At 61.8% G+C, this 12,387-nt stretch carries 9 protein-coding genes and 2 riboswitches; of the genes, 5 read left to right on the top strand and 4 right to left on the bottom strand.

Annotated elements, in window-relative coordinates; all coding sequences use genetic code 11:
* Positions 1-18 precede the first annotated feature (18 nt).
* Positions 19-2,316 carry a fatty acid cis/trans isomerase gene (locus KGB21_RS06585; RefSeq protein WP_223504347.1) on the top strand — a complete coding sequence of 766 codons (2,298 nt, stop codon included), beginning with the start codon at positions 19-21 and terminating at the stop codon, positions 2,314-2,316.
* A gap of 185 nt (positions 2,317-2,501) precedes the next feature.
* Positions 2,502-3,086, top strand: coding sequence for a Fe-S biogenesis protein NfuA (nfuA, locus tag KGB21_RS06580; RefSeq protein WP_007912592.1), 585 nt, complete (start codon positions 2,502-2,504; stop codon positions 3,084-3,086).
* Positions 3,087-3,243: 157 nt separating this feature from the next.
* Here nfuA and cobM read toward each other — a convergent pair whose 3' ends face one another.
* The 4 genes from cobM to KGB21_RS06560 form a co-directional block, all read right to left on the bottom strand.
* Complete coding sequence (gene cobM, locus KGB21_RS06575; protein ID WP_223504345.1) at positions 3,244-3,990, bottom strand: precorrin-4 C(11)-methyltransferase; 747 nt, start codon at positions 3,988-3,990, stop codon at positions 3,244-3,246.
* Between the two features lie 83 nt (positions 3,991-4,073).
* Positions 4,074-4,487 (bottom strand): cobalamin biosynthesis protein, encoded by a 414-nt coding sequence (locus KGB21_RS06570; RefSeq protein WP_223504343.1) that lies wholly within the window; start codon positions 4,485-4,487, stop codon positions 4,074-4,076.
* Entirely contained in the window at positions 4,484-5,188 is a 705-nt protein-coding gene (locus KGB21_RS06565) for a CbtA family protein (RefSeq protein WP_223504342.1), read from the bottom strand. The genes KGB21_RS06570 and KGB21_RS06565 overlap by 4 nt, the downstream gene beginning before the upstream one ends.
* Before the next feature lie 11 nt (positions 5,189-5,199).
* A complete protein-coding gene (locus KGB21_RS06560; protein ID WP_034147172.1) occupies positions 5,200-5,394 on the bottom strand; it encodes a CbtB domain-containing protein in 195 nt (64 codons plus the stop codon).
* Between the two features lie 121 nt (positions 5,395-5,515).
* Positions 5,516-5,741: riboswitch (cobalamin riboswitch) on the bottom strand.
* Between the two features lie 231 nt (positions 5,742-5,972).
* A riboswitch (cobalamin riboswitch) is annotated at positions 5,973-6,185 on the top strand.
* A 98-nt stretch (positions 6,186-6,283) separates the two neighbouring features.
* Here KGB21_RS06560 and cobW point away from each other — a divergent pair.
* From cobW to KGB21_RS06545, 3 genes are all read left to right on the top strand, one after another.
* On the top strand, positions 6,284-7,351 hold the full coding sequence (gene cobW, locus KGB21_RS06555) for a cobalamin biosynthesis protein CobW (RefSeq protein ID WP_317846711.1): 1,068 nt from the start codon (positions 6,284-6,286) through the stop codon (positions 7,349-7,351).
* Positions 7,352-7,354: 3 nt separating this feature from the next.
* Positions 7,355-11,179, top strand: a complete 3,825-nt coding sequence (gene cobN, locus KGB21_RS06550) for a cobaltochelatase subunit CobN (protein ID WP_223504340.1) — start codon at positions 7,355-7,357, stop codon at positions 11,177-11,179.
* Positions 11,180-11,356: 177 nt separating this feature from the next.
* Positions 11,357-12,361 carry an ATP-binding protein gene (locus KGB21_RS06545; protein WP_223504338.1) on the top strand — a complete coding sequence of 335 codons (1,005 nt, stop codon included), beginning with the start codon at positions 11,357-11,359 and terminating at the stop codon, positions 12,359-12,361.
* The last annotated feature ends 26 nt before the right edge of the window (positions 12,362-12,387 follow it).

The following is a 12,387-nucleotide window of genomic DNA, read 5'->3' as shown; positions in this document are numbered from 1 at the left end:
AGGATCAGGATCAGGGATATGTCGTATCGCGTCGTCATCAGCAGCGTGTTGCTGTTATTAAGCTGGGGCGCGGGTGCGCAAACCCCTGAGATTTCTCCTGCTATTTCCTACACCCGCGACATTCAACCGATCTTCACCGAAAAGTGCGTGGCCTGCCACGCCTGCTATGACTCCGCCTGTCAGCTCAATTTGGGCAGTGGCGAAGGGGCAGCGCGTGGTGCCAGCAAAACCCCGGTCTACGACGGCGATCGACGCAAGGCCGGCGCGCCGACCCGGTTGTTTTATGACGCTTTCGGCAAACGCGCCTGGCAGCAGAAGGGCTTTTACTCAGTGCTCGATGCCCAGGGCAGCCAAGCCGCGTTGATGGCGCGCATGCTGGAACTGGGTCATCAAACTCCGCTGCAACCCAATGCCAAATTGCCCGAAGACATCGTGCTGGGCCTGAACCGCGAAAACATGTGCGCCATGCCGGCGGAGTTCGACGGCTACGCCAGTTCTCACCCGAAACAAGGCATGCCGCTGGCGGTCACCGGCCTGACGGATCAGCAATACCAGACGCTGCAACGCTGGCTGGCTTCCGGTGCGCCGATCGATGAGCAGGGCTTGGTGCCGAGCGCGAAGGAAGCGTTGCAAGTGGTGCAGTGGGAAAACCTGCTCAACGCACCGGGCGCCCGAGAGAGTCTGGTAGGGCGCTGGCTGTTCGAGCACTGGTTTCTCGCGCACGTCTATTTCAAGGACGGTGAGCCGGGGCATTTTTTCCAGTGGGTACGATCGCGAACCCCGACCGGTCAACCCATCGACTTGATCAACACCCGTCGGCCGAATGACGACCCCGGCACTCAGGTGTATTACCGCTTGTGGCCAGTGCAGGGCGTGATCGTGCACAAGACCCACATTACTTACCCGCTGAGCGCGGCGAAGATGGCCCGGGTCAAGAGCCTCTTTTACAGCGGCAACTGGCAGGTCGACGCCTTGCCGGGCTACGGTCCGGAACGCCGGGCCAATCCATTCACCACCTTCGAAGCGATTCCGGCCCAGGCGCGTTACCAGTTCATGCTCGATAATGCCGAATATTTCGTGCGCACCTTTATTCGCGGCCCGGTTTGCCGGGGGCAGATCGCCACCGACGTGATTCGCGATAACTTCTGGGCGCTGTTCCAGGCGCCGGAGCATGACCTTTACATCACCGACCCGAACTATCGCGGCCAGGCCACGCCATTGCTGGCGATGCCGGGGCAGAACGACGACGTTGGCAGTGTCCTGACCCTGTGGCACGACTACCGCGACAAACGTAACGAATACGAAGCCCTGCGTCGGGACAGCTACGCCGATTTGCCGCCACCGAGTTGGTCGAGCCTGTGGGCCGGTAACGACAACGCACTGCTGAGCATCTTCAGGCATTTCGACAGCGCCGTCGTGACCAAGGGTCTGATCGGCGACGTGCCGCAAACGATGTGGCTGTTCGACTTCCCTCTGCTGGAACGTACGTATTACCAATTGGCGGTCAACTTTGATGTGTTCGGCAACGTTTCCCATCAGGCCCAGACGCGCTTGTATTTCGACCTGATCCGCAACGGCGCCGAGCAGAACTTCCTGCGCCTGATGCCGGCGGATTCTCGCGAGGGTTACCTGGATGACTGGTACCAGGACGGCGGAAAATTCAAGATGTGGCTGGACTACGAGTCCATCGACGACGACACGCCGACCGCGCTGAAGCTCAATGAAAAGGACCCCAAGCGCGACTTCGCCCTGCAGCTGCTGGCGCGTTACGGCGACCTGAACGCCAAGCCTGATCCGATCAACCGCTGCGACGGCGCCTATTGCTCGCGTCCGAACATCGACCCGGACTTGCAAGCAGCCGAACAGGCCTTGAGCCGCCTGACGTCGCGTCCGGCGGCTGGACTCAAGGTCATCGATCAATTGCCGGAAGCGACCATGCTGCGCATAGAAACCGCGAGCGGCAAGCGTGTGGTCTACAGCCTGTTGCGCAATCGCGCGCACAGCAATGTGGCGTTCCTGGTCGGCGAGTCGATGCGGTATCAGCCGGGCCTCGATACGGTCACCATTTTCCCTGGGGTTCTCAGCAGTTACCCGAACTTCATGTTCAATATCCCCGCCGATCAAGTGCCTGATTTTGTCGACGCGATGGAAAACGCCAAGGATGCGAACCGTTTCGAGAAAATCGTCGAACGCTGGGGCGTCCGGCGCAGCCATCCGCAGTTCTGGCAGTATTTCCATGACCTGAGCCGCTATATCCACGAAACCGATCCGGTGGAAGAGGGCGTGCTCGACATGAATCGCTACGAGAACCTCTAATCACGCTACCCCTGTAGGAGCTGCCGCAGGCTGCGATCTTTTGATCTTAAAAAACAAGATCAAAAGATCGCAGCCTGCGGCAGCTCCTACAAGGGGATCGTCGGAATCTTTCCCGACAAAAATACTAGGACTTTGTCCGCGGCGATGATTGGCGTAAACTGCGCCCAAGCCTGCGAGGAGTTTCCATGACCGCTATTACCATTACCGACGCCGCCCACGATTACCTGGCTGATCTGCTCTCCAAGCAGAACACCCCGGGCATCGGCATCCGCGTCTTCATCACCCAGCCTGGCACCCAGTACGCCGAAACCTGCATTGCCTATTGCAAGCCGGGCGAAGAGAAACCTGAAGACACCGCGCTGGGGCTTAAAAGCTTCACCGCGTACATCGACCATTTCAGCGAAGCTTTCCTGGATGACGCGGTCGTCGACTACGCCACCGACCGCATGGGCGGCCAGCTGACCATCAAGGCGCCAAACGCAAAAGTGCCGATGGTCAACGCCGACAGCCCGGTCAACGAGCGCATCAACTACTACCTGCAAACCGAGATCAATCCGGGGCTGGCCAGCCACGGCGGTCAGGTCAGCCTGATCGATGTGGTCGAAGACGGCATTGCCGTTCTGCAGTTCGGCGGCGGTTGCCAGGGCTGCGGCCAGGCAGACGTTACCCTGAAGGAAGGCATCGAGCGCACCTTGCTCGAGCGTATTCCCGAATTGAAGGGTGTACGTGACGTGACCGACCACACGCAGAAAGAAAACGCTTACTACTAAGGCGTTCGCTGCGAACATAAAAAAACGGCACCCGTGAGTGCCGTTTTTTTATGGGAGATCGCTTAGCCCTTGTAGGAGCTGCCGAAGGCTGCGATCTTTTGATCTTGATTCTTTAAGATCAAAAGATCGCAGCCTTCGGCAGCTCCTACAGGGCTGACTATGGCCGATAAAGATGCGCATGCCCCGCACGATACAGCGATGACTCACTGAACTGATCACTGCCCAACACCCGACCCACCAGAATCAACGCCGTACGCCGAAACCCCTTGGCTGCAACCTTCTCGGCAATGTCCTCAAGTGTCCCCACCACCCAATCCTGATCCGGCCATGTCGCCCGATGAATCACCGCAATCGGGCAATCCGCGCCGTAATGCGGCCGCAATTCGGCGAGGATTTTCTCCAGATGATTGACCCCCAAATGAATCGCCATGGTCGCCCCGTGCTGCGCCAGGCTGCCTAGCTCTTCGCCTGCCGGCATCGCGGTTTTGTCGGCGTAGCGGGTCAGGATCACGCTCTGCGACACGTCCGGCAACGTCAGCTCCGCGCCCAACAGCGCCGCGCAGGCCGCCGTCGCGGTCACACCGGGAATGATTTCAAACGCAATACCGAGTTCGCGCAGGTAGCGAATCTGCTCGCCGATGGCGCCATACAGGCTCGGATCGCCGGAATGTACTCGCGCCACGTCCTGGCCGTTGCCGTGGGCGGTCTTGATCAGTTCGATGATCTGTTCAAGGTGCAGTTCAGCGCTGTTGATCACCTGTTCGGCGCGATGGCCTTCGAGCACGGCGGCGGGCACCAGCGAGCCGGCATAGATGATCACCGGGCAGCTGCGAATCAGCCGTTGGCCTTTGACGGTGATCAGTTCCGGGTCGCCGGGACCTGCGCCAATGAAGTAGACGGTCATCGTCGGTTCCTGTGGGAAAAAGGGTCTGGGCAAGGCTTCAGATGAAGGTTGCTCATGATCGAGTGCGGGGATTATCGGGGATTTTACGCGGCGCCTGCCAATGCGAGGGTGGCCTGCGCGTATTTTTGTCGCGGGATGAGCAGTTTGGCCGGGGCGTTGGCCAGTTGTTCGGCCAGGGCCAGAGCGGCACTTTCCGCCACGCCGTAGCATCCGGTGCGTTCGAACGCGATGTCCGAATGATGGCTGAGTTGGGTTTGGTAACCGGCCAGTTGCTCACTGCTGAAATACATCACCTGCAATCCAAGCTGCTCGGCCAGTTCGATCAGGGCGGGTTCGTTACGCTTTAAATCGATACTCGCCAGCGCTTTGACCTGGTGAATTTCGATCTGGTGGGCTTGCAGCGCCTGATCGAGCAACGCCCGCAGCGTGCTGACGGGACAGCCCCGTTGGCAACCCAGGCCGAGCACCAGGGTCGGCGCTGTGCTGACAGTTGTCATGCGTGGTATTGACCATCGCTTTTGCGGCGGAACAACCAGGCGCTGACCAGGCCCAGGGCCAGCCAGAACGCCACGTTGGTCAACTGCGAAGCGATTTTGAATTGAGTTTCCAGGGCTTGCGGGGCGAGCATCGAGTGCACTTCCGGTTGCGGTGCGCCAATCACATGGGGAACGGCGAGGATGGCCACGCCGAGGATCTTCATCAGCCAGTGACGGCTGAATACGATCAACGCAATGCCGACCGCCGTGGAGGCCGCCGTGCCGATCCACCAGATTTGCCGCTGTGCCAGATCGGCAGCCGCGGTGCCCGGCAGCTCAGGCGGCAGACCAAGTGTCGGTGCCAACACGAAGGTGGCGTAACCGGCCAGGCCCCAGAGCAGACCCTGAGAGGTTTTGGTCGGAGCGCGCAACGTGTAGAGGCCGGCGAGCATCAGGGCGAAACCGACAGCCACCACCAGGTTGCCGCCGGTGGTCGACAGCACGCGCTGCCAGCCGTCTTCCGGCGCCCAGGCTTCGGCATCGTGGGTGTGGGCAGCGACGCCAGCGGCGTGTTCGTGGACTTCAACGGCGGCGGGTTCGGATTTTTCGTAGGTTTCGGCCTGCGAAATCAGCGGAGACACCCAGAAACTTTGCAGCAGGGTGAGCAGCAGGGCGGCCAGCAAGCCCGAGAAACCTGCGGTTTGCGCAATACGCTTGATCATGTCGGCAGGTCTCAATGGCACGGGAACGCGGCACTGTGGCGCGTATCGTGAGCAGCGTTGTGGACTGCTTCGATGTGCGAGAAACCGGCGAAATACACCAGGCACGCGCCGAGGATCGACGCGCAAACGGCGGCGGTCAGGCGTTGAGTCAGGGTAGTGGTAGTGCTGGCGGTGGTGCTGTGGCCGGTGCTGCTGATGATCGACATGGCGCTTCCCTTTGTGCTGTCAGCGGGGGAACAAGAGCGCAAGCAGAACCCCGCACGACCGCGCGCGCAGAGGTTCGAACAGCGCCCGCCCACCGCGGGTTTGTTGATTCAGAGACCGTGTTGGTCACTTTGTGTTGCGGGCCGGTCTCCGGGCTCACGAGGGGCGCAGGCGTTAGCCTTGACCTGCAAGCATCACCTTCCCATGCAGCAATGGCACAGTGGATCTGACGCTTCGCTCGCTTACCGTTGCGGGGGCAGCACCGGACTGACATGGCTTTGAGTAAAGCACATGATTCACCGGTTTCCCGTTTCACCCTGTGAAGGGCACCCGTAACAAGGTGCGTAGGAGAGCATGGGCGAGGGCCGGGCGTCAATTGGCAAGGGTTCTCGTTTGAGGTACCACACCCCCTGTGGCGAGGGAGCTTGCTCCCGCTGGGTTGCGAAGCGACCCCCGGCATTCTTTCTGGAATACCTCGTCAGCAGGTATTACGACGGCTTCGCCGCCGAGCGGGAGCAAGCTCCCTCGCCACAGGTGATCGCATTCTTCCCATGAACATTGACCCGCCCCAATACGATGCGTAGCCTTGCGCTTTCGAGGTTCTTCGGCGTTTGTCGAAGCTAAGAAGGGAACGCGGTCAATGCCGCGGCTGCCCCCGCAACTGTGAACGGTGATGTTCGCTGCCACGCCACTGCACGCTCAACCCTTGAGCCCGCGGGAAGGCGCAGCAAACGCCAGTCGAGCGACTGGCACACCGTCAGCCAGGAGACCTGCCTCGATACAGATTCTCACTACAACCGGGCGGGGTGATCCGGTGGCGAACGCTCCTGGCGCGCTTGTGCGTGGCCGGTTCTCGTCCCGTATGCCCGCCACCTTGCCAAAGGGCATCCGATGAAAACACTGGCCAAACTCCCCGTCACCATCGTTACCGGCTTCCTCGGCTCGGGCAAAACCACCTTGCTGCGGCACATGCTCGACAACGCCCAGGGCCGTCGCATCGCGGTGATCGTCAACGAGTTCGGCGAGCTGGGCATCGACGGCGAAATCCTCAAGCAGTGCTCGATCGGTTGCACCGAAGAAGAAGCCAACGGCCGTGTGTACGAACTGGCCAACGGCTGCCTGTGCTGCACCGTTCAGGAAGAGTTCTTCCCGGTGATGCGCGAACTGGTGGCCCGTCGCGGCGACCTTGACCACATCCTGATCGAAACGTCCGGTCTGGCCCTGCCAAAACCACTGGTCCAAGCCTTCCAGTGGCCAGAAATCCGCAGCGCCTGCACCGTTGACGCAGTGATCACCGTGGTCGACAGCCCGGCTGTCGCGGCCGGCACCTTCGCCGCATTCCCGGATCAGGTCGACGCCCAGCGCAAACTCGACCCGAACCTGGACCACGAATCGCCACTGCACGAACTGTTCGCCGACCAACTGTCCAGCGCCGACCTGGTGATCCTCAACAAGGCCGACCTGATCAGCCCGGAAGACCTCGCCCGCGTACGTCTGGAAGTCGCCGAAGAACTGCCGCCAGCGGTGAAAGTCATCGAAGCCAGCAGCGGTCGACTGCCACTGGACGTGCTGATCGGTCTCGGTGCCGGCTCCGAAGAACACATCGACAGCCGTCACAGCCACCACGATCACCACCACGACGATGACGATCATGACGACCACGATCACGACGCCTTCGACTCCATCTCCATCGAATTGCCGGCCTGCGACGAAAGCCTGCTGATGGACGCGCTGACCCAACTGGTGGTCCAGCACGGCATCCTGCGCGTCAAAGGCTTCGCCGCCATTCCGAACAAGCCGATGCGCCTGCTGATCCAGGGTGTGGGCACGCGTTTCGACAAACACTTTGATCGTCAATGGGGCGCTGAAGAAGCACGCACCACACGTCTGGTGTTGATCGGCCAGGCACTGGATGCCGCGTTGCTCGAAGCGCAATTGCGCGCCGCGCTCAGCGTGTAAGCCATGCACCTGCTCAGGACCCAGCCCGGCGGTTTCGTGTCGGATGACAACATTGCCGACCTTGGACAAACCCCCGCCGAGCTGGTGATCCTGTGCAGCGGCGACTCCAGCCTGGCGCTGCTCGCCGAAGCGGCGCAGCAGTTGCCCGAGGATTACCCGAGCGTGCGCCTGGCCAACCCGATGCAGGTGCAGAATCATGCGTCGGTCGATTTGTACGTCGACGAAGTGCTGCGCCACGCCAAGGTCATCCTCATTTCGCTGCACGGCGGCATTGCCTATTGGCGTTACGGCGTCGAGCGGCTGGTGGAGTTGTCGCAGCGCGGTGTGCAGCTGATTCTGGTGCCGGGTGATGATCGCCCGGACCCGGAACTCAGCGATCTCAGTACCGTGGTCGCCGAAGATCGCGACCGGCTCTGGCAGTTTCTGCGCCAGGGTGGCATGGGCAATGCCCTCGATTTTTTTCGCTGCCTGGCCAATCGCTGGTTGGCTCGTGACTACGCCTGGTCCGAGCCGCAAACCCTGCCGCGCACGGCGATTTACCACCCGCAAAAAAGCCCCGCACAACTGAGTGATTGGCAAGCCGAATGGCAGGCCGGTCAACCAGTGGCGGCGGTGCTGTTTTACCGTTCGCATTTACAGGCGGCGAACACCGCATTCATCGATGTTTTTTGCCAGCGTCTGCTAGCGGCGGGCCTCAACCCGCTGCCGATAGCCGTGGCCAGTTTGAAAGAGCCGGGCTGCCTTTCGGTGGTCGAGGATTGGCTGGATGAAACATCAGCTTCGGTGATCTTGAACACCACCGGTTTCGCCCAATCCAGCCCCGAGGCGCCGCATCTGCGACCGTTTCGGCGCAATATCCCGGTGATCCAGGCGATTTGCGCCCAGGACAACGAACCCGGTTGGCGTGCCAGCGAACAGGGCCTCGGCCCGCGTGATCTGGCGATGCACATTGCGTTGCCGGAACTGGATGGGCGGATCATCAGCCGCCCGATCAGTTTCAAGGACCTGGCTTGGCGCAGTGAGCGCAGTCAGTCCGACGTGGTGTGCTACCGGCCGCAACCGGAACGCATGGATTTCGTCGCCGAACTGGCGCGGCGCTGGATCGATCTGGCGCGGTTGCCGAATGCGCAAAAGCGCGTCGCGCTGATCCTCGCCAACTACCCGACCCGCGATGGTCGCATTGGCAATGGCGTCGGTCTCGACACCCCGGCCGCCGCGCTGAACATCCTGCGTGCGCTGTACAAAGAAGGCTATCCGCTGCCAGCTGATCTGCCGGAAAGCGGCACCGCGTTGATCCAGCAATTGCTCGGCGGCGTCAGCAACGACCTCGACACCATCGACCAACGTCCGTGCCAGCAAAGCCTGGCGATGGACGACTATCTGCTGATGTTCAACGCGCTACCCGAAGCCAACCGCCAAGCGGTGCTGGAACGCTGGGGTGCGCCCGACAGCGATCCCATGTGCCGAGGCGGGCGGATGATGATTGCCGGCCTGCGTTTCGGCCTGACCTTCGTCGGCATCCAGCCGGCGCGGGGCTATCAGGTGGACCCGAGCGCGGTGTACCACGACCCGGACCTGGTTCCGCCCCACGGCTATCTGGCGTTCTATTTCTGGTTGCGCAACACCTACGGCGCCCACGGCGTGATCCACGTGGGCAAGCATGGCAACCTCGAATGGCTGCCGGGCAAGGGTGTCGGGCTCTCCGAAAATTGCTGGCCGGACGCGCTGCTCGGGCCGCTGCCGAATATCTATCCGTTCATCGTCAACGACCCGGGCGAGGGCGCCCAGGCCAAGCGTCGCACCCAAGCGGTGATCATCGATCACCTGATGCCGCCGCTGACCCGCGCCGAAACTTACGGCCCGCTGCGCAACCTTGAGTTGCTGGCCGACGAATATTACGAAGCGCAATTGCTCGACCCACGACGTGCCCGGGAATTGCAGCGCGACATCCTGCAACTGGTGCGCGACACGCACATCGACCGCGAATTGCAACTGGACGAAAAACTCGACAGCGATGCCGATGCGGCGATCTGGCTGCCGCGCCTGGACACGTACCTGTGTGACTTGAAAGAGTCGCAGATTCGCGATGGCCTGCACGTGTTTGGCGAGTCACCGGTGGGGCGTTTGCGCATCGACACCTTGCTCGCGCTGCTGCGCATTCCCCGGGGCGACGGCCGGGGGGCGCAATCGAGTCTGCTGCGGGCGCTGGCCAAGGCGTTTCAGTTGGCTTTCGATCCGCTGGATTGTGCGCTGGCCGAGCCGTGGAGCGGACCGCGTCCGGATGCCTTGTTGTCGATCAGCGATGACCCTTGGCGCACCACCGGCGATACCCGCGAACGCCTCGAACTGTTCGCCGCACAACTGATCTCCTGTAGGAGCGAGCCTGCTCGCGATGGTGTGTCAGTCGACATCAATGTAGCTGACACACCATCGCGGGCAAGCCCGCTCCCACAGGAGGCGAGTTGGTCTGAAGTGAACGCCATCCTCGACAACTTGCGCGAAGTAGTTGCACCGCGACTGGACGCCTGCGGCCCCGCAGAAATGCGCGGCCTGCTCGACGCCCTCAGCGGCCGTTTCGTCCCGGCCGGCCCCAGTGGTGCACCGAGCCGCGGTCGTCTGGACGTACTGCCCACCGGCCGCAATTTCTATTCGGTGGACGTGCGCAACCTGCCGACCACCACCGCGTGGCGCATCGGTTTTCAGTCGGCCAACCTGATTCTCGAACGTCACCTGCAAGACCATGGCGATCATTTGCGCCAACTCGGCCTGTCAGTCTGGGGCACGGCGACCATGCGCACCGGCGGCGATGACATTGCCCAGGCCATGGCGCTGATGGGCGTGCGACCAGTCTGGGCCACGGGCAGTCAGCGCGTCGATGACTTTGAAATCCTGCCGCTGAGTTTGCTTGATCGTCCGCGAGTAGACGTAACGTTGCGTGTCTCCGGTTTCTTCCGTGACGCCTTTGCCAACCTGATCCGCCTGTTCGACGCCGCCGTGCAAGCGGTCGCCGCGCTGGACGAGCCGGACGATCTGAACCCGCTGGCAGCCAAGGTGCGCGCCGAGCGTGAAGCGCTGCTGCAATCGGGACTGGATGAAGAAGCCGCCCGGCGTCAGGCCGGTTGGCGCATCTTCGGTGCCAAGCCCGGAGCGTATGGCGCGGGCGTGCAGGGCGCTATTGATGGTCGGCTGTGGCAGAGCCGCGAGGATTTGGCCGAGGTGTATCTGAACTGGGGCGGTTACGCCTACGGCGGTGCCGACGAAGGGACTGCGGCCCGAGAGCAATTCGCTAAGCGCCTGAGCCAGGTGCAAGCGGTGCTGCAAAACCAGGACAACCGTGAGCACGACCTGCTCGATTCCAACGACTATTACCAGTTCCAGGGCGGCATGCTCGCGGCGGTGGAAAGCCTCAGCGGAGACGCAGCGGCCAGTTACCATGGCGATCACAGCCAACCGGATTTACCGAAAATACGTACGCTGAAAGAAGAACTGAACCGGGTCATTCGCTCGCGGGCAGCCAATCCAAAGTGGATCGACGGGGTCAAGCGTCACGGCTACAAAGGTGCGTTCGAAATGGCGGCGACGGTCGACAACCTGTTCGCCTTCGACGCCACCACGCAGTTGATCGACGATCATCAGTACGCGTTGCTGGCGGATGCGTATTTGCTTGATCCGAACACCCGGGATTTCGTGCGCGAGCACAATCCGCACGCCCTGCGCGACATGACCGAACGCATGCTCGAAGCGCAGCAGCGGGGCATGTGGAAGGAGCCGGGCGAATATCGCGAAGCGCTGGAAAATCTGTTGCTGGATATAGAAGAAGACAGCTGACACACACACAACCTGTGGCGATGGAGCTTGCTCCCGCTCGGCTGCGAAGCAGTCGAAAACCAGACAATGTAGTGTGTCTGAAAAAATGTGCATTTTGAGTTGGGGGCTGCTGCGCAGCCCAGCGGGAGCAAGCTCCCTCGCCACAAAGTAAATACCGACCATGATGAGAACCCTGACATGACCGATACCCCGCATTTCCCCCTCTCCGCCGTGGTCGGCGCCGACGATTTGAAGCTGGCGTTGTACCTCACCGCCATTGACCCGAAGATCGGCGGCGTACTGATCGAAGGTCCGCGCGGCATGGCCAAGTCGACCCTGGCCCGTGGTTTGGCTGACCTGCTCGCCAGTGGTCAATTCGTCACTTTGCCCTTGGGTGCCACCGAAGAACGCCTGGTCGGCACACTCGATCTCGACGCGGCCCTGAGCGAGGGTCGCGCACAATTTTCCCCCGGTGTCCTGGCCAAGGCTGACGGCGGTGTGCTCTACGTCGACGAAGTCAATCTGCTGCCGGATCACCTCGTCGATCTGCTCCTCGATGTGGCCGCCAGCGGCACCAATCTGGTTGAGCGCGACGGCATTTCCCATCGGCATTCGGCGAAGTTCGTATTGATCGGCACCATGAACCCGGAAGAGGGCGAGTTGCGTCCGCAGTTGCTCGATCGTTTTGGCCTGAACGTCGCCCTCGGTGGCCATACCGCGCCGGCCGAACGCGGGCAAATCATCCGTCGGCGTCTGGATTTCGACAGTGACCCGCAACGTTTCTGCACCGAGTGGGAGAGCCAGCAGCAGTCGTTGCGTGAGCGCTGCCAGAATGCGCGCAGCCTTTTGGCGAGTATTCCCCTCGACGATGAAGCGCTGGCGCAGATTACCGAGCGTTGCTTTGCCGCCGGCGTCGATGGTTTGCGCGCCGACCTGGTCTGGTTGCGCGCGGCGCGTGCCCATGCCGCCTGGCGCGGCGGGCCATCCATCAGCGAAGAAGATATCGACGCGGTCGCCGAGTTCGCCTTGCGCCATCGTCGTCGCGAGCACACGCCACCTGGCCCCCAGCAGAATCAATCGCAATCCAGTCAACAGCCAAACCCGAGCGAGGGCCAGGGCCAGGGCCAGTGGGGCGAAATGCCCGCTCAAGCGCTGCCGGTCGGTGCACGACGTGAAGTGCCGAGCTGGCCAAAAAAGCCCTAGGCATTCGCCCTCGATCTGACGCGGGG

The sequence above is a fragment of the Pseudomonas sp. GL-RE-29 genome (genome assembly GCF_019947275.1).
GTDB classification, from domain to species: Bacteria; Pseudomonadota; Gammaproteobacteria; order Pseudomonadales; family Pseudomonadaceae; genus Aquipseudomonas; species Aquipseudomonas fluorescens_A.
Note: the sequence above shows the minus strand (reverse complement) of the source record. Positions and strands in the feature narration are given on the sequence as shown.

Coding starts and splice junctions, on each gene's coding strand:
- KGB21_RS06585 (WP_223504347.1), top strand. CDS start 19: ATGTCGTATCGCGTCGTCATCAGCAGCGTGTTGCTGTTATTAAGCTGG.
- nfuA (WP_007912592.1), top strand. CDS start 2,502: ATGACCGCTATTACCATTACCGACGCCGCCCACGATTACCTGGCTGAT.
- cobM (WP_223504345.1), bottom strand. CDS start 3,990: ATGACCGTCTACTTCATTGGCGCAGGTCCCGGCGACCCGGAACTGATC.
- KGB21_RS06570 (WP_223504343.1), bottom strand. CDS start 4,487: ATGACAACTGTCAGCACAGCGCCGACCCTGGTGCTCGGCCTGGGTTGC.
- KGB21_RS06565 (WP_223504342.1), bottom strand. CDS start 5,188: ATGATCAAGCGTATTGCGCAAACCGCAGGTTTCTCGGGCTTGCTGGCC.
- KGB21_RS06560 (WP_034147172.1), bottom strand. CDS start 5,394: ATGTCGATCATCAGCAGCACCGGCCACAGCACCACCGCCAGCACTACC.
- cobW (WP_317846711.1), top strand. CDS start 6,284: ATGAAAACACTGGCCAAACTCCCCGTCACCATCGTTACCGGCTTCCTC.
- cobN (WP_223504340.1), top strand. CDS start 7,355: ATGCACCTGCTCAGGACCCAGCCCGGCGGTTTCGTGTCGGATGACAAC.
- KGB21_RS06545 (WP_223504338.1), top strand. CDS start 11,357: ATGACCGATACCCCGCATTTCCCCCTCTCCGCCGTGGTCGGCGCCGAC.